Below are 16,577 nucleotides of genomic sequence, written 5' to 3' on the forward strand. Positions count from 1 at the left end.
GTCACTGCACCCTGTCCGCCACCGGCTGTGGTGGCTGGCCCGCAAGGATGCGTCCGGCATCATCCGCATTCAGGTCATAGTGGAAATAGGTGCGGTAGAAATCGCGTGTCAGGGTCAGCAGATCCACATCGCCAAACCGGTCAGGATGCAGGGTTTTCGCAGCCCAGCTGATCTGCAGCGGCAGTTCGCTGCCGTAGCGGTCCCACGTGAAAACACCCGACGGATTGTTATGCACCCTGCCCTCGCGCACCGCGCGCAGACGTTGCCATATTCCGCCATTGGCCGCCGGGTCCAGCGTGCCGCAATCCGGGCCGAGGATGATGACATCAGGATCCCACGCCGCCACCTGCTCAACCGAAACCGGCTTCATGTTCCCGCTTACGCCCTGTGCCGCGTTGCGGCCACCGGCAAGGGTGATCCATTCATCGACAATGCTGTCCGCCCCGTCCACCTTCAGGGGATGCAGCGACTGGATATGCAGCACGCGCGGGCGCTGCGCATCCGTCAGGCCGGACAGCCGGTCATGCACGTCATTGACGGTCTGCCGCATCATGGTGCGGTAATGGGTGGCGGTCGCATGGGCCTGTTCCGTGCCCAGTGCGCCTGCCGTCATGTCCACCACCCGCAGCAGTCCATCGACATCCCGGAAAGAGGCGACAAGGGTTGGCACCCCCACCCCCCGGAATGACGCAATGGCGGCCGTAGCATCGGGCACGAAGACAAGGTCGACATGGTCCTGCAGCAGGGTTTCGGCATTGACCTGCGGGCCGTTGACCGCACGGGCCTGATACAGGGAAGGAAAGACTTTATACATCCATGGCCGCGCCTGCGGGCGATCCACGGTCATGACGATCTGCCTTGCCCCGCCCAGCATCAGCACCAGTTCATTATGGGCGAACCACAGGTCGGCAATCCGCGCCGGGTGGTCGGGCACGGACTGGGTCACGCCGGCCATGTCCGTCACCTCCCGCGCCATGGCGGGCGACAGGACGGACGCACCCGCCACAACCATGCCCGCCAGTGCCCCGATGTTCAGCCTGCGTCTGCCCCAATTCACCGTGCTGTCCCCTTACTCATGGCCCAATGTATTATATCGAAACAGATATATACACGAACCACCGGGACACAATCAGCCCAAAAGGGACCGGTTCCACCAGCCCGCCCCCGGACATGCCCTGAAAATGCAACAGGTTTTCTGCAAAAAGTGTCAGGGGAACACCGCCTTTGTCGAAAAAAGACGGCGCCCGGTTATTTTTTAAAATTTCTAGTCAGCATAGGTGCTGATATCGGGGCATGAACAGACAAGGTTGCGGTCGCCGTAGGCATTATCCAGCCGGTTGACGGGGGACCAGTATTTGCTGGCGGCCACCACCGCGCCGGGCAGGCAGGCCTGCGCGCGATCATAGACATGGTCCCAGTCCGGGCCGGTCACGTCACGCACGGTATGCGGGGCGTGACGCAGGGGGCTGTCGTCCATGCCCAGTTCCCCCTTTTCAACCGCCATGATTTCCGCGCGGATGGCAATCATCGCATCGCAGAAACGGTCCAGTTCGGTCCGGCTTTCGGATTCGGTCGGTTCGATCATGAACGTACCCGCAACAGGGAAGCTGACCGTGGGCGCATGAAACCCATGGTCGATCAGGCGCTTGGCAATGTCATCCACCGTAACGCCGACCCTGTCCTTCAGCGGACGCAGGTCGATGATGCATTCATGCGCCACCCGCCCGTCCGCCCCACGGTACAGCACCGGGTAATGATCCGACAGGCGGGCCGCGATGTAGTTGGAGTTCAGGATCGCGACCTCGGTCGCGCGTTTCAGCCCCGCATCCCCCATCATGACCATGTACATCCATGAAATGGGCAGCACATCGGCGGACCCGAAGGGTGCGGCCGAAATGGCGTTGGCCTCCCCCTTTTGCGGCGTACCCGGCAGGTAGGGGGCAAGATGCGCCCCCACCCCGATCGGCCCCATGCCGGGGCCACCGCCGCCATGGGGAATGCAGAATGTCTTGTGCAGGTTGAAATGGCTGACATCACCGCCATACACGCCCGGCTGCGCCAGTCCCACCTGCGCGTTCAGGTTCGCGCCATCGACATAGACCTGCCCGCCCGCCGCATGCACAAGGGCGCAGATCTCACGCACGTTGTCTTCAAACACACCATGGGTGGAGGGATAGGTAATCATGATCGCGGCCAGATGGTCGGCATACTGTGCGATTTTTGCCTTCAGATCCCCGATATCGACATTCCCCTGCGGGTCACACGCCACCACCACCACGCGCATGCCCGCCATCTGGGCCGATGCCGGGTTGGTGCCATGCGCCGATGCCGGGATCAGGCAGACGTCGCGCCCCACGTCACCGCGTGCATGGTGGTAGCCGCGAATGGCCATAAGCCCTGCAAATTCCCCCTGCGCACCGGAATTGGGCTGGAGCGAGACGGCGCTGTAGCCGCTGATCTGGCACAGCATCCGTTCAAGATCGGCAAACAGGTGGGCATAACCGCGCATCTGGTCCGCGGGCGCGAAGGGATGGATATCGCAGAATTCCGGCCATGTGATCGGCAGCATTTCCGCCGTGGCGTTCAGCTTCATCGTGCATGACCCCAGCGGAATCATGGAACGGTCCAGCGCCAGATCACGGTCGGCCAGGCGGCGCAGGTAGCGCAGCATGTCCGTTTCCGACCGGCAGGCCGAGAAAATGGGCCGGTTCAGCGGCCGCCCCGTACGGACAAGGCCCGTGGGGACGGTGCCTGCCACATCAGACAGGTCGGCCTCGACCCGTGCCGCCGCTGCCGCATCGCCACAGACGCTGGCCCATACCGCGCGCACCGTGTCCGGCGTGGTGGTTTCATCCAGGCTTATGCCCACATGCGTCGCATCCACGCGGCGCAGGTTCATGCCCACGTCCAGCGCTCGCGCCATGACGGCATCCGTCTCCGTGCCGGTCTGAAGCGTGACGGTATCAAAGAACGCCGTCGTTTTCACTGTCGCACCCAGCGCGCGCAGCCCCGCAGCCATGACGGACGCCAGCCGGTGGATGCGCGTGGCGATGGCCGTCAGCCCCTCCGGACCATGATACAGCGCATACATGGAGGATACGATGGCAGGCAGCGCCTGGGCTGTGCAGATGTTCGATGTCGCCTTTTCACGACGGATATGCTGCTCACGCGTCTGCAGCGCCAGACGGTAGGCGGGATTGCCGCGCGAATCGATGGACACGCCTACGATCCGCCCCGGAATGTTGCGGCGGAAGGCATCGCGCGTCGCCATATAGGCCGCATGCGGGCCACCTGCCCCCATGGGCATGCCGTAGCGCTGCATGGACCCGACCGCAATATCCGCCCCCAGCGCGCCGGGACTTTCCAGCAGCATGAGCGCCATGGGGTCCGCCACCATGGTGGCGATGGCGCCTGTCGCGTGCAGGCTTTCGATCCATGCACGCGGGTCACGGATTTCCCCTGATGATCCCGGATACTGGAACAGCGCACCAAACACGGCCTGCGGGTCCAGGTCGGTGGCAGGGTCGCCCACCACGATCTGCCAGCCCATGGGTTCGGCACGGGTGCGCACGACGGCGATGGTCTGCGGGTGGCAGTCAGCATCGACAAAGAAGGCGTTCGCTCTGGTTCTGGCCACGCGGCGGGCCATGGCCATGGCTTCGGCTGCCGCAGTCGCCTCATCCAGCAGCGAGGCATTGGCCACGTCCAGCCCGGTCAGTTCGATCACCAGCGTCTGGAAGTTCAGCAGCGCTTCCAGCCGTCCCTGGCTGATTTCAGGCTGGTACGGGGTATAGGCGGTGTACCAGGCCGGGTTTTCCAGCACGTTGCGCTGGATCACGCCTGGCAGGATGGTATTGTAATATCCCTGCCCGATCAGCGATGTCAGAACCCGGTTTTCCGAAGCAATGGCACGCAGGCGGGCCAGTGCGACATGTTCGGGCAGGCCAGCGCCAAGACCCATGGCACCCGACAGGCGGATATTGCCCGGCACCGTCTGCGCCATGAGTGTATCGAGACTGTCCGCCCCCACCACACGCAGCATGTCCGCCACATCATGCGCGTCCGGCCCGACATGGCGGGCGCAGAACGCACCGGCATCATCACCCGGATCATGCCACAGGGAAGAAGAACGAGGGGGGGAAGACGTCACGGCCTGCATACTCCGTAAAGAAAGGGACGTTCAGGAAAATCAGCCAACCAGCGCGGTATAGGTGGCCTTGTCCATCAGGCCCTCAAGCTGGCCTGCATCCGCAATGGTCATGCGCACGATCCAGCCTTCGCCTTCGGGGTCGCGATTGACCAGGGCGGCGTCATCCGTCAGCACGTCGTTGAACGCCAGCACATCCCCCGTTACCGGTGCATAGATGTCGGACGCCGCCTTGACCGATTCCACCACGGCCACGCTGTCACCCTGCTCCACCGTGGTGCCGGGGTCGCGGGCTTCGGCAAAGACCAGTTCGCCCAGTTCGTTCGCCGCGTGGGCCGTAATGCCAACAACAGCGACATTGCCCTCGACACGCAGCCATTCATGTTCCTTGGTGTAATAAACGGTCATATCCGTGCTCCATCACTTTGAAATACGTTTGAAAAACAGGGGAAAACCTAGCGTCTGAAGGTCGGCGCCACGAAGGGCATCGCCGTTACCGTCACCGGCAGCAGCCGGCCACGCACGCTGGCGAACAGGGGCGTGCCGGTCGCTGCATGATCCGCCGCCACGTACCCCATGGCGACGGGACCACCAACGCTGGGACCAAACGCGCCCGACGTCACGCGGCCTGCCGGTTGCGTACCCGCTTCATCCGCAAACAGGTCAGCCCCGCCACGCACCGGCGCACGCCCATGCGCGCGCAGGCCCACGCGGCGGCGCGTCGTACCATCGGCCAGCTGATCCGCCACAATCGCAGCCCCGGGATAGCCGCCCGCGCGCGCACCGCCGGGCCTGCGGCTTTTCTGGATGGACCATTCAAGTGCTGCCTCGACCGGGGTCGTGGTCAGGTCGATATCAGACCCATACAGGCATAATCCGGCTTCCAGCCGCAGGCTGTCGCGCGCGCCAAGTCCCGCGGGCGCGACATCGGGGTGGGCCAGCAGGGCGCGGGCCACGGTGACGGCGCCACCGGCCGCCATGCCGATCTCAAATCCGTCCTCACCGGTATAGCCGGACCGTGAAACGATGCAGGCCACACCCGCCAGTTCCAGTTCCGCCACATCCATGAAGCGCATGCCGGCGGCCCGGGGGTTCAGGGCCGCAAGGGCTGCTTCCGCTGCGGGGCCCTGCACCGCGATCAGGGCGCGATCGGCCAGCATGTCCACATCACAGGTCGCACCCAGCGCATCACGCACATGCGCGAAATCAGCATCCTTGCACGCGGCATTGACCACCAGCAGCAGCCAGTCACCCATGTTGGCTACCATCAGATCGTCGCTTATGCCGCCATCCGCCGTGGTAAACAGGGCATAACGCAGCCGGCCGGGTTTCAGGCTGACAATATCGGCGGGCACCAGCGCTTCCAGCGCACGGGCGGCGTCCGCAAGCTGGCCGGATCTGGCGCAAAGACGCACCTGCCCCATGTGCGAGACATCGAACAGGCCCGCCTTTGCGCGGGTATGCAGGTGTTCTGCCATGACACCGGCGGGATACTGCACCGGCATGTCATAGCCCGCGAACGGCACCATCCGGGCACCAAGTTCAAGATGAAGGTCGTACAGCGGCGTACGCAGCAGGGGCGGGTTCATGCGGGCTGGGCCTTGTTCAGGTCCGCATGCACGCACGCAACCCCACATGCATGGCATGCGGGCGACAGGGCACGATACGCGCCAGCGGAACGGGAAATGGGAAACAGGGGCGTGAAGACAGCGGAAGGCGTGGACATGCGGGACTCCTGTTGAATCCTGTCGGATTCCAAGTGCCCCTTCTGTCGCATGTGCCTGAGATCGCTATCCCGTCGGCGGGTATCCGGGTTGCGGATACCTCTTTCCAGAAGTCTTGGCCGACCGGTCCTTTGGCCTGAGAGTTTCCGGGGCGGTTGCTCCTTCGGCGCTGGCGTGAAGCCAGTCTCTCCCGTGTCGACAAGCTGACTTGACATGACCGGATGCGCCAAGTCAATCCATGAAAACCATGCTGGCTTCAGGATGCCCGGAAGCACGTCCGGCACCCATTCCGTTGTGGAACGGCAGCTTAGACAAGGATTGATTCCCATGCCCTCACGCCCCCTTACCATCGTGGCCGAATTCCGCGTTCCTGCTGAAAACCGCGCGCGTTTTCTGGAACTGTGCGCCTATGACAGCGAACGTTCGGTAGCGGATGAAGACGGTTGCCAGCGCTTCGAGGCCATCAGCCCGCTGGACGATGCCCAGACGATCATCCTGGTTGAAGTGTACGATAACGAGGCCGCTTTCGAGACCCATCTCGCCACGCCTCACTTCAAGGTGTTCGATGCAGGGGTAAAGGAACTGGGTGCCCAGTTGATCAGCCTGCGCAAGACCGTGCGCGTGGCCCCCGCGGCCTGATTACGGCAGATAGCAGAAAGGCCGGGGAACATCATGTTCCCCGGCCTTTTTTTACACAACGTCAGAAGCCTGCCACGGCACACCCCGCATATGTCGGTGATGCGGCAGGAAGACCCTTATGCTCAACGCGGCAGGTTCTGCGCGATGTAGGGCGGCAGGGTAAAGGATGCGACGTGCATTTCCGGCGTCCAGTACCGCGTGCCCGTAATGCCCGCTTTGTGCGCGCGCGCACGGATCACATCGACCGGCTGCTGGCCCGGCACGTGCCCCTTGGCGGCAACACCCAGCGTCATGAACCCGCCAACATAGGTCGGAACGGCGGCGACATAGGCCGAAACATGGTCAAAGAACTGCGCACGCCGCGCGCTGGTGTCACGCAGTTCGTCCGCCTGCATGAACGGCACGCCGCACTGGTTCACGATAATGCCGTTCGCCGTCAGGATACGCGCGCAGTGTCTGTAGAACGAATCGGTAAACAGCACTTCGCCCACGCCAATCGGGTCGGTGCTGTCCACGATGATGACATCAAACGACCCATCCGCCGCGTTGGTCACGTATTCGATCCCGTCGCCCACGATCACGTCGGCACGCGGGTCGTTCCAGGCATCCCCCGCAATGGAGGGCAGGAATTCCTTCGACAGCGCGATCACGTCCCCGTCGATTTCGACCATCACGGCCTTTTCCACGGTGCCATGTTCCAGCACGCGCCGCAGCACGCCGCCGTCGCCCGCGCCAATGATCAGCACGCGCTTCGCATCGCCATGTTCCAGCAGGGGTACATGGGTCAGCATTTCCTGATAGACGAACTCATCGCGTTCCGTGATCTGGACCACGCCATCAAGCATCAGCACGCGACCGAGATCGACGTTCTCGAACACGGCGATATCCTGAAACGCGCTTTTCCTGCGCGCCAGCATCCGGTCCACACGCAGTTCCTGCCGCCAGCCTTCGTACAGACCTTCGCTGATCCACTCACGGGACATTGCGATCCCCCTTTTCCGTCCTAATCAATGCACATGAAAAAGCGCGGGCCGGAAATCAATCCGGCCCGGCACTTCTGTTCTTTTTCGTGAAAGATGCCCCGGGGCATGAACCCGCACGCCCCGGCCACAGCCGGTTAAAGCTGCACGCGCCCGCGACGCTGTTCATCCACCTCGATACGACCGGCCTGGAACAGGCGCTGCATGACGGGGATCGCAAGATGCGGATCACACGCCCCACACATGAAAATATCCACGGCGGCAAAGTTCCGCTCGGGCCATGTATGGATCGAGATATGGCTTTCCGCCAGCACGACCACGCCCGACACGCCGCCATTGGGCGTGAAGTGGTGGAAGTGGCTGTGCAGGATCGTCGCCCCGGCCGTCACCGCGGCTTCGCACAGGGTACGGTCGATCTGCTCGGGATCATCAAGATTCCGGGCGTCCCAAAGATCGACAAGAAGATGCGTTCCCGCAAACTTCATCCCGTCTTTTTCGACGAAGTAATCTTTCCGGTCGTCCTCGGACGAAAACGGCGCTGAAGAGATCTGGTTATCGCTCGGGTGTTCCGAGACCATCCCCAGTTGAGCAAGTGCGTTCATCACGTACCCCCAAACCAGTAGACAGCCTGTTGGGCAAGATTGCCCCCTTGGGCCAAGAGAGGCGCTGATAGGGCCTGCGGGCCTCGTGTTGCAAGTGTTTTTCGCAGCCTGCGAAAAGTTTTTTGCATACCCACCGGCCCCATCCGCGCAAAGTCGCGTCTATTTTGCGGGTTTCCGCTTCGCTTTCGCCAGTTTCCCACCATTTCTGGAACTGTCCGGCCCTTTAGCCACTGTGGCTTTTTTGCCGCGTGCCCTGCCCTTGCCCGCAGGCTTTTCCACCGGTTCGGGAACCGGCACCAGCGGCCCGTGTTCCAGCAGTGGACGCAGGAATCGGCCCGTATGGCTGTCGGGACTGGCGGCCACCTGTTCAGGCGTGCCGCAGGCCACGATCCGGCCACCACCGTCACCACCCTCCGGTCCCATGTCGATCACCCAGTCGGCGGTCTTGATGACCTCCAGGTTATGCTCGATCACCACGACGGTGTTGCCCTGGTCCACCAGCGCGTGCAGCACCTCCAGCAGCTTGCGCACGTCTTCGGTATGCAGCCCGGTGGTCGGTTCATCGAGGATATAGAGCGTACGACCCGTGGCCCGGCGCGCCAGTTCCTTGGACAGCTTCACGCGCTGCGCCTCGCCCCCCGACAGGGTGGTGGCCTGCTGGCCGAGGGCGACATAGCCCAGCCCCACCTTCTGCAGTATGGCCAGCCGGTCGCGGATACGCGGCACGGCGGAGAAATAGGGCAGCGCCTCATCCACCGACATGGCCAGCACGTCGGCAATCGACTTGCCCCGGAACTTCACATCCAGCGTCTCGCGGTTGTAGCGGGCCCCCTTGCAGGTATCGCAGGTCACGAACACATCGGGCAGGAAGTGCATCTCGATCTTCAGCACACCGTCGCCCTGGCACGCCTCGCACCGGCCGCCCTTGACGTTGAAGGAAAAGCGTCCGGGCTTGTACCCCCGCGCCTTGCTTTCGGGCAGTTCGGCAAACCAGTCGCGGATGGGGCCGAACAGGTCGGTATAGGTCGCAGGGTTGGAACGCGGCGTACGACCAATGGGCGACTGGTCGATGTCGATGATCTTGTCGAGCTGGTCCAGCCCGTCGATCGCCGCATAGGGGGCCGGGTTCTGGCCCGATCCCATAAGCCTGCGCGACAGGGCCTTGTACAGCGTGTCGATCACCAGCGTGGACTTGCCGCCACCCGACACCCCGGTCACGCAGGTGAACGTGCCCAGCGGGAACCGGGCCGTTACGTCCTTCAGGTTGTTGCCCGTCGCCCCACGCAGCACCAGTTCGCGCTTCGGGTCGATCTTCCGGCGCTTTTCCGGCACGGGGATGCATTTGCGCCCCGACAGGTAGGCGCCCGTCAGGCTGTTGGGATTTTCGGCCACTTCCTGCGGCGTACCCGCGGCCACGACCGTGCCGCCATTCACGCCGGCACCCGGCCCCATGTCGATCAGCCAGTCGGCGGCGCGGATCGCGTCCTCGTCATGCTCGACCACGATCAGGGTGTTGCCCAGCTTCTTCAGCCGGTCCAGCGTGCCCAGCAGACGTTCATTGTCACGCTGGTGCAACCCGATGGAGGGTTCGTCGAGTACATACAGCACGCCCGTCAGCCCCGACCCGATCTGGCTGGCCAGCCGGATGCGCTGGCTTTCGCCGCCCGACAGCGTGGCCGACCCGCGTGACAGCGTCAGGTAATCCAGCCCCACGTCATCAAGAAAACGCAGGCGATCAAGGATTTCACGCAATATGCGGTGTGCGATCTCGGCGCGCTGTGGCGTCAGCGTCGCCTCCACCGTGCCGAACCAGTCCAGCGCCCGGCGGATGGGCATGTCGGAGGCCTGCGCAATGTTCAGCCCCGCAACCTTCACCGACAGGGCTTCGGGCCGCAGGCGCGCGCCATCGCAGACATGGCAGGGCTTTTCGGACTGGTAGCGCGACAGTTCCTCACGCACCCATACGCTGTCGGTTTCCGCCATGCGGCGGCGCAGGTTCCTGACCACGCCCTCGAACGGTTTGGTCAGGCTGTAGGCGCGGCGGTCGTCGCGGTAGGTAAACTCGATCGGGTCCTTCCCCCCCTCCAGGATCACATCGCGCACGCCTTCGGGCAGATCCTCCCATGGCGTGTCCATCGATACGCCATAATGCTTCGCGATGGAGGCCAGCGTCTGGGTGTAATAGGGGCTCTGGCTGTTACGCCACGGGGCGATGGCCCCGCCCGCCAGCGAGAGCGATTCGTCGGGCACGATCAGGCGGGGATCGAAAAATGTCTCCTGCCCGATACCATCACAGGCCGGGCACGCGCCCTGCGGCGCGTTGAAGGAAAACAGGCGGGGTTCGACCTCCTCCAGCGTAAAACCGCTGACCGGGCAGGCAAAGCGCGAGGAAAACACCGTGCGCGGGGCCTCTTCCCCCTCAGGCAGGTTTTTCACCACCTCTTCCGCATAGACCAGCCCGTCGGACAGGCCGAGCGCTGTCTCGAAACTGTCGGCAAGGCGGCTTTCGATGCCTTCCTTGACCACGATGCGGTCCACCACTGCCTCGACCGTATGACGCAGGCGGCGGTTGAGTTCGGGCACCTCGTCAATAGTATACAGCGTGCCGTCCACCTTCACGCGGGTGAAGCCCTTGCGCTGCAGTTCGGCCAGTTCCTTTTTGCATTCCCCCTTGCGGTCGCGCAGCACCGGGGCAAGTAGCATGAGGCGCGTGCCCTCGGGCATTGCCATGACGCGATCGACCATCTGGCTGATCGTCTGCGCCTCGATCGGCAGGCCGGTGGCGGGGGAATACGGCACGCCCGCGCGCGCCCACAGCAGGCGCATGTAGTCATGCACCTCGGTAACGGTACCGACGGTGGAGCGGGGATTCTTCGATGTCGTCTTCTGCTCGATGGAAATCGCGGGCGACAGCCCCTCGATCGAATCGACATCGGGCTTGCCCATCAGTTCCAGAAACTGCCGCGCGTAGGCCGACAGGCTTTCCACATACCGCCGCTGCCCTTCGGCATAGACGGTGTCGAACGCCAGTGACGACTTGCCCGATCCCGACAGGCCGGTCATGACCGTCAACGCATCGCGCGGTATGTCGATATCGACATTTTTCAGGTTATGTGCCCGTGCCCCGCGCACACGGATGGATTGCGGGCTGACATGCTGTGCCGCCGGAACCTGTTCCGGACGCGAAGAAACGCTCATGAACTCTCCCTGTTCCGTTCCCGTAAGGGAAAGCGGATACCGGCCGCCATTTCGGGCCACCCCATATCTGGTCCTGACGGTCCATTCCGACAAGGGCCGCACCATGGCGACCCGGACAACGCGGCGCACCCGCCCCATCTGGCGACCTGCCCCGGGGTTGATGGCGACATCGTCCGCACACTCGCATTTTGTGCGGCCATCCGGTAAGATCGCCGCATCTATTCCGCCACTGTCGCCGTCCGGCGATGTGTGGCGGCAGCCGGTGGCGGTTCAGCCCCGCCGGTCCCATACTCGAACTGCAGCAGGACAGCATATGGCGGGCAGCGTCAACAAGGTCATTCTGGTGGGCAATCTGGGCAAGGACCCCGAAGTCCGCACCAGCCAGAGCGGGGCGAAGATCGTCTCGCTGACATTGGCCACAAGCGATACATGGAATGACCGCGCGTCGGGCGAACGGCGCGAACGCACGGAATGGCACCGTGTCGTCATCTTCAACGAACGCATTGGTGACGTGGCCGAACGTTTCCTGCGCAAGGGCCGCAAGGTCTATCTGGAAGGTTCGCTGCAGACCCGCAAATGGACCGACCAGAGCGGCCAGGACCGGTACACGACCGAAGTGGTGGTGGACCGCTTCCGTGGCGACCTTGTCCTGCTGGACAGCAACCGTGGCGGTGACGCCGGTGGTGGCGACGACATGGGCGGCGGTTATGGCGGTGGCTATGGTGGCGGCAGCGGCGGCAGCTACAGCGCACCCGCCCGAAGCCAGCCCCAGCGCACCGAACGCCCCGCCACGGGCGGCGGCGGTAATGGCGGCGGCTGGGATGCGCCCGCCGGCGGCAGCGACCTGGACGACGAAATCCCGTTCTAGCGCTGTCCCGCCCCCCGCGTGGCGCTTCGCTGCGGGGGGTGGTCCATGCTATACATCACGCAGGGACATGATGGCCGCGACCTGCGCCATGCCTGCCTTCCGTTCCACCCGCGTGCCCACACGGCCACGGGGGTGGATAACCCTGACATGACGGAACTGCCTTGACCGAGATACCCGACGATCCCCTGCCCCCGTCCGACATGCTGCCGGTCACGATCGAGGAGGAAATGCGCTCCTCCTACCTGGCATACGCGATGTCCGTCATTGTCAGCCGCGCCCTGCCGGACGTGCGCGACGGGCTGAAGCCGGTGCATCGCCGCATCCTGTATTCCATGCGCGAAAGCGGGTTCACCCACGACAAGCCCTATCGCAAATCGGCCCGCGCGGTCGGTGACGTGATGGGTAAATACCACCCGCATGGCGACTCCTCCATCTATGACGCCATGGTGCGCATGGCGCAGTCATGGTCGATGCGGGTGAAGCTGATCGACGGGCAGGGCAATTTCGGGTCGGTGGACGGGGATTCGCCCGCCGCCATGCGATATACCGAAGCGCGCCTGGCCAAGGCCGCGTCCTTCCTGCTGGATGACATCGACCGCGATACCGTCGATTTCCAGCCCAACTATGACGAAAGCGAGCAGGAGCCCCAGATCCTGCCCGCCGCCTTCCCCAACCTGCTGGTCAATGGCGCATCCGGCATCGCGGTGGGCATGGCGACCAACATCCCGCCGCACAACCCCGGCGAGATCATTGATGCCACCCTGGCGCTGATCGAACGTCCGGACATGACGCTGGACGACCTGCTGGACTACGTGCCGGGGCCGGACTTCCCCACCGGGGGCACCATCCTGGGCCGGGCGGGCATCCGCAGCGCGTTCGAGACGGGGCGCGGGTCGGTCATCATCCGTGCCAAGGCCGAGATCGAGGAAATCCGCAAGGACCGCCGCGCCATCATCGTGACCGAAATCCCCTATCAGGTGAACAAGGCCACGCTGCAGGAACGCATTGCCGACCTGGTACGCACCAAGCAGGTCGAGGGCATTTCCGACATCCGTGACGAAAGCGACCGCTCGGGCATGCGCATCGTCATCGAGATCAAGCGCGAGGCCACGCCGGAGGTGGTGCTGAACCAGCTCTACCGCTTCACGCAGCTCCAGACCTCGTTCGGCGTGAACATGCTGGCCCTTGATGGTGGCCAGCCGCGCCTGATGGGGCTGAAGGACGTGCTGGAAGCCTTCATCCGCTTCCGCGAGGACGTGATCCTGCGCCGCGCGCGCTTTGACCTGAACAAGGCGCGTGACCGGGGCCACCTGCTGGTCGGCCTTGTGATTGCCGTCGCCAATATCGATGCGGTGATCGCGCTGATCCGCGCCGCCCCCGACACGGCGGCCGCACGCGCGGCACTCATGGCGCGCGCGTGGGACGCGGCTGATGTCGCCCCGCTGCTGGAACTGATCCATGACGAGGGCAATGTCATCATCGATGGCAAGGTCCACCTGACGGAAGCGCAGGCGCGCGGCATCCTTGAACTGCGCCTGCAGCGCCTGACGGGGCTGGAACGCGACAAGATCCAGCAGGAACTGTCCGAAGTGGCGGTCAGGATCAACGACCTGCTGGACATCATCGCCAGCCGCCCGCGGCGCATGGAGGTCATGCGCAATGAACTGGCCACCATCCGCGCCGAACTGGCCACCCCGCGCGCAACCGACATTGCCGATTACGCCGGCGACCAGACCGATGAAAGCCTGATCGAACCGGGACAGATGGTGGTCACCATCACGCGTGAAGGCTTCATCAAGCGCACGCCGCTGGATGTCTTCCGCGCGCAGAACCGTGGCGGCCGTGGCCGGACGGCTGCGGGGCGGCGGGGTGACGACATCATCGTGCGCTCGTTCAACGCGCATACGCACCAGTGGGTGCTGTTCTTCTCCTCCGGCGGCAAGGCGTATCGCGAAAAGGTCTGGCGCCTGCCCGAAGCCAGCCCCACCGCCAAGGGCCGTGCGCTGGTCAACCTGCTGCCTGACCTTGGCAGCGACACGATCACCGCCGTCCTGCCCCTGCCGCAGGATGAGGAACTGTGGGAAAACCTGCACCTTGTCTTCGCCACGGCATCGGGCAGCGTGCGGCGTAACCGGCTGAGCGATTTCCGCAACATCCGCTCGTCAGGCCTGATCGCCATGAAGCTGGATGAAGATGACCGCCTGATCGGCGTCGCCACCTGCCGCGAGGGACAGGACGTGTTCCTGGGCACGCGCAACGCGCGCTGCATCCGCTTCCAGATCACCGATGACACGCTGCGCGTGTTTGCCGGTCGCGGCAGTTCGGGCGTGCGGGGCATCAGGCTGGCCGAAGGCGACAGCGTGAACAGCCTGTGCGTACTCAACCATGTCGAGGCCACGGTGGAAGAACGCGCCGCCTACCTGCGCATGGCCAATGCCCGCCGCCGCGCCGAAGCCGCGCAGGAAGGCGAGGAAGCGGAGGAGATCACGGCAGCCGATGACGGCGACACCCCGACCGACGACCTGCCACTGACCCCCGAACGCTTTGCCGAGCTTGAAGCGGCGGAGGAAGTGCTGCTGATCGTCAGCAACGCGGGCTATGGCCGCCGGTCCTCGGCCTATGACTACCGTGTCAGCGGGCGTGGCGGGCAGGGCATCAACAACATGACCTTCTCCGCCAACAAACGCGGCAACGCCGTCGTGGCGACGCTGCCGGTGCTGGCGGACACGGACATCATGCTGGTGACCGATGCGGGGCGCCTGATCCGCCTGCCCATCAATCAGGTACGCATCATGTCACGGCAGGCCAGCGGCGTGACCCTGTTCCGCCTGAACGATACGGAAGAAGTCACCAGCGTCTTCCCTGTCATGGATGACGGGGACGAAGGCGAAGACGGGGAGGGCGGCGACGCCACTGCAACCGACGCCACGCACGACAGCGACGCAGGCCATGATGACTGAGGCCACGACCCTGCGCACGGGGTTCTACCCCGGCACGTTCGATCCTGTGACCAGTGGCCACATGGATATCATCGAACGTGCGGCGGGGCTGGTAGACCGGCTGGTGATCGGGGTTGCGGAAAACCGTGACAAGCACCCCCTCCTCCCGCTGGAGGAACGGCTTGTGTGCCTGCGCACCGACATCGAACCGCTGAATGCCGGGCGCGCCATCCCTATTACCGTGGTCGGTTTTACCGGGCTGGTGGTGCATGCGGCCCGTACGCATGGGGCGCATGCAATCATTCGCGGGCTGCGGGCGGTTGCAGATTTTGAATACGAGAACCAGATGTTTGGTATGAACCAGCATATGGCACCGGACATTGACGCGCTGTTCCTGATGGCGCGGGAGGGGCATCAGTACATCTCCTCCCGGCTGGTCAAGGAAATCGCCCGGCTGGATGGGGACATTTCCGGTTTTGTCCCCCCCTTTACCCGCAGGCATATCCTGAGCCGCCTGCGTGGCTGATGGACCGGGACCGCGTGGATCGGTCCCGTTCTTCCACTCCTTCACTTTACGAAACGGATCACAATGTCTGCTACAGAAAACAAGTCCGACCTGATCAACATGGATCTCAAGACAGGACGGGTGGTGATCCGCCTGCGTCCCGACATTGCCCCGCTTGCGGCCGAGCGTATCCGCACGCTGGCGGCGGAAGGGTTTTACGACAACACCCCCTTCCATCGCGTGATCCACGGCTTCATGGCGCAGGGCGGCGACCCGACGGGCACCGGTACGTCGGGCAGCAAGCTGCCGGACCTGAAGGCCGAATTCACCAACAAGGCCAAGTTCGAACGCGGCACGGTCGGCATGGCGCGCACCATGAACCCCGACAGCGCGAACAGCCAGTTCTTCATCATGTTCGAACCCTCCCCGCACCTTGATGGCCAGTACACCATCGTGGGCCAGGTGATCGAAGGCATGGACCACATCGACCAGATCAAGCGCGGCGCGGGCCAGAGCGGCATGGTTCAGGAACCCGACCGTATCATCAAGATGCGCCCTGCTGACGCTGAAGCCTGATTGATACCCATGACCGGACAGGCGCCCCTTGGCGTCCTGCCCGGTCAGTGGCCTGTATCCGGCCACCTGCCTTTACGAAGGCAGGTGGCTGGCACGACAGCATGTTTTGCTGGCCTGATCGTGCCATGCACAGGTTGACACCCCCGCCGGGGATGTTTAGAGACCTGCCCAAGGCGTCACATCACGGGTTTTTCCCTGTTGCTGGCCCCTTCATACAGGTGATGTGAGCCGGTAGCTCAGTCGGTAGAGCATTCGACTTTTAATCGAATGGTCGTGGGTTCGAACCCCACCCGGCTCACCATTCCCTGCTTCCCCTTTCCATACAATGCTGCCATTCCCCCTTGGGGTCATGTCTTCTGTCCGGGCATCGGTTACCGGGGCGGGTGCGTTCGCGCGTGG

At 63.9% G+C, this 16,577-nt stretch carries 13 protein-coding genes, 1 tRNA gene and 1 riboswitch; of the genes, 6 read left to right on the top strand and 8 right to left on the bottom strand.

What is annotated here, in order from left to right:
* Nucleotide 1 precedes the first annotated feature (1 nt).
* The 5 genes from HNO79_RS01470 to HNO79_RS01490 form a co-directional block, all read right to left on the bottom strand.
* Nucleotides 2-1,012, bottom strand: a complete 1,011-nt coding sequence (locus tag HNO79_RS01470) for an ABC transporter substrate-binding protein (RefSeq protein WP_234448395.1) — start codon at nt 1,010-1,012, stop codon at nt 2-4.
* Between the two features lie 252 nt (nt 1,013-1,264).
* Nucleotides 1,265-4,159 carry an aminomethyl-transferring glycine dehydrogenase gene (gene gcvP, locus HNO79_RS01475; RefSeq protein WP_214164282.1) on the bottom strand — a complete coding sequence of 965 codons (2,895 nt, stop codon included), beginning with the start codon at nt 4,157-4,159 and terminating at the stop codon, nt 1,265-1,267.
* 30 nt (nt 4,160-4,189) lie between these two features.
* On the bottom strand, nt 4,190-4,555 hold the full coding sequence (gene gcvH / locus HNO79_RS01480; RefSeq protein ID WP_010513963.1) for a glycine cleavage system protein GcvH: 366 nt from the start codon (nt 4,553-4,555) through the stop codon (nt 4,190-4,192).
* Nucleotides 4,556-4,602: 47 nt separating this feature from the next.
* Complete coding sequence (gcvT, locus tag HNO79_RS01485) at nt 4,603-5,736, bottom strand: glycine cleavage system aminomethyltransferase GcvT (RefSeq protein WP_214164281.1); 1,134 nt, start codon at nt 5,734-5,736, stop codon at nt 4,603-4,605.
* Complete coding sequence (locus HNO79_RS01490; protein WP_198133908.1) at nt 5,733-5,873, bottom strand: hypothetical protein; 141 nt, start codon at nt 5,871-5,873, stop codon at nt 5,733-5,735. Before HNO79_RS01490 ends, gcvT begins: the two co-directional genes overlap by 4 nt.
* Before the next feature lie 113 nt (nt 5,874-5,986).
* Nucleotides 5,987-6,074, bottom strand: a riboswitch (glycine riboswitch).
* A 124-nt stretch (nt 6,075-6,198) separates the two neighbouring features.
* On the opposite strand from HNO79_RS01490, the gene HNO79_RS01495 reads away from it, so the two are divergent.
* Nucleotides 6,199-6,510: a putative quinol monooxygenase gene (locus HNO79_RS01495; RefSeq protein WP_214164280.1), complete on the top strand. Its 312-nt coding sequence runs from the start codon at nt 6,199-6,201 to the stop codon at nt 6,508-6,510.
* A gap of 122 nt (nt 6,511-6,632) precedes the next feature.
* Here the strand turns inward: HNO79_RS01495 and speE are convergent, their stop codons facing one another.
* From speE to uvrA, 3 genes are all read right to left on the bottom strand, one after another.
* Nucleotides 6,633-7,493 (bottom strand): polyamine aminopropyltransferase, encoded by an 861-nt coding sequence (gene speE, locus HNO79_RS01500; protein WP_214164279.1) that lies wholly within the window; start codon nt 7,491-7,493, stop codon nt 6,633-6,635.
* Nucleotides 7,494-7,627: 134 nt separating this feature from the next.
* Nucleotides 7,628-8,092 carry an adenosylmethionine decarboxylase gene (speD, locus tag HNO79_RS01505; protein ID WP_025437442.1) on the bottom strand — a complete coding sequence of 155 codons (465 nt, stop codon included), beginning with the start codon at nt 8,090-8,092 and terminating at the stop codon, nt 7,628-7,630.
* A gap of 159 nt (nt 8,093-8,251) precedes the next feature.
* Complete coding sequence (uvrA, locus tag HNO79_RS01510; protein ID WP_214164278.1) at nt 8,252-11,290, bottom strand: excinuclease ABC subunit UvrA; 3,039 nt, start codon at nt 11,288-11,290, stop codon at nt 8,252-8,254.
* 313 nt (nt 11,291-11,603) lie between these two features.
* Here uvrA and ssb point away from each other — a divergent pair, with 313 nt between their 5' ends.
* From ssb to HNO79_RS01535, 5 genes are all read left to right on the top strand, one after another.
* Complete coding sequence (gene ssb / locus HNO79_RS01515) at nt 11,604-12,158, top strand: single-stranded DNA-binding protein (protein WP_214164277.1); 555 nt, start codon at nt 11,604-11,606, stop codon at nt 12,156-12,158.
* A 161-nt stretch (nt 12,159-12,319) separates the two neighbouring features.
* Nucleotides 12,320-15,118: a DNA gyrase subunit A gene (gene gyrA, locus HNO79_RS01520; protein ID WP_200410401.1), complete on the top strand. Its 2,799-nt coding sequence runs from the start codon at nt 12,320-12,322 to the stop codon at nt 15,116-15,118.
* The gene (gene coaD, locus HNO79_RS01525; RefSeq protein WP_029329394.1) at nt 15,111-15,623 is read left to right on the top strand and encodes a pantetheine-phosphate adenylyltransferase; all 513 of its coding nucleotides are present in this window, start codon (nt 15,111-15,113) and stop codon (nt 15,621-15,623) included. The genes gyrA and coaD overlap by 8 nt, the downstream gene beginning before the upstream one ends.
* 63 nt (nt 15,624-15,686) lie before the next feature.
* Entirely contained in the window at nt 15,687-16,178 is a 492-nt protein-coding gene (locus HNO79_RS01530; protein WP_010513973.1) for a peptidylprolyl isomerase, read from the top strand.
* A 225-nt stretch (nt 16,179-16,403) separates the two neighbouring features.
* A tRNA-Lys gene (locus HNO79_RS01535) sits at nt 16,404-16,479 on the top strand.
* Nucleotides 16,480-16,577: the final 98 nt, after the last annotated feature.

Source organism: Komagataeibacter oboediens (genome assembly GCF_018491655.1).
Lineage (GTDB): Bacteria > Pseudomonadota > Alphaproteobacteria > Acetobacterales > Acetobacteraceae > Komagataeibacter > Komagataeibacter oboediens.

Excerpts from the sequence above, each read along its gene's own strand:
- HNO79_RS01470 (WP_234448395.1), bottom strand. The coding sequence starts at position 1,012 with ATGGTTGTGGCGGGTGCGTCCGTCCTGTCGCCCGCCATGGCGCGGGAG.
- gcvP (WP_214164282.1), bottom strand. The coding sequence starts at position 4,159 with ATGCAGGCCGTGACGTCTTCCCCCCCTCGTTCTTCTTCCCTGTGGCAT.
- gcvH (WP_010513963.1), bottom strand. The coding sequence starts at position 4,555 with ATGACCGTTTATTACACCAAGGAACATGAATGGCTGCGTGTCGAGGGC.
- gcvT (WP_214164281.1), bottom strand. The coding sequence starts at position 5,736 with ATGAACCCGCCCCTGCTGCGTACGCCGCTGTACGACCTTCATCTTGAA.
- HNO79_RS01490 (WP_198133908.1), bottom strand. The coding sequence starts at position 5,873 with ATGTCCACGCCTTCCGCTGTCTTCACGCCCCTGTTTCCCATTTCCCGT.
- HNO79_RS01495 (WP_214164280.1), top strand. The coding sequence starts at position 6,199 with ATGCCCTCACGCCCCCTTACCATCGTGGCCGAATTCCGCGTTCCTGCT.
- speE (WP_214164279.1), bottom strand. The coding sequence starts at position 7,493 with ATGTCCCGTGAGTGGATCAGCGAAGGTCTGTACGAAGGCTGGCGGCAG.
- speD (WP_025437442.1), bottom strand. The coding sequence starts at position 8,092 with ATGAACGCACTTGCTCAACTGGGGATGGTCTCGGAACACCCGAGCGAT.
- uvrA (WP_214164278.1), bottom strand. The coding sequence starts at position 11,290 with ATGAGCGTTTCTTCGCGTCCGGAACAGGTTCCGGCGGCACAGCATGTC.
- ssb (WP_214164277.1), top strand. The coding sequence starts at position 11,604 with ATGGCGGGCAGCGTCAACAAGGTCATTCTGGTGGGCAATCTGGGCAAG.
- coaD (WP_029329394.1), top strand. The coding sequence starts at position 15,111 with ATGACTGAGGCCACGACCCTGCGCACGGGGTTCTACCCCGGCACGTTC.
- HNO79_RS01530 (WP_010513973.1), top strand. The coding sequence starts at position 15,687 with ATGTCTGCTACAGAAAACAAGTCCGACCTGATCAACATGGATCTCAAG.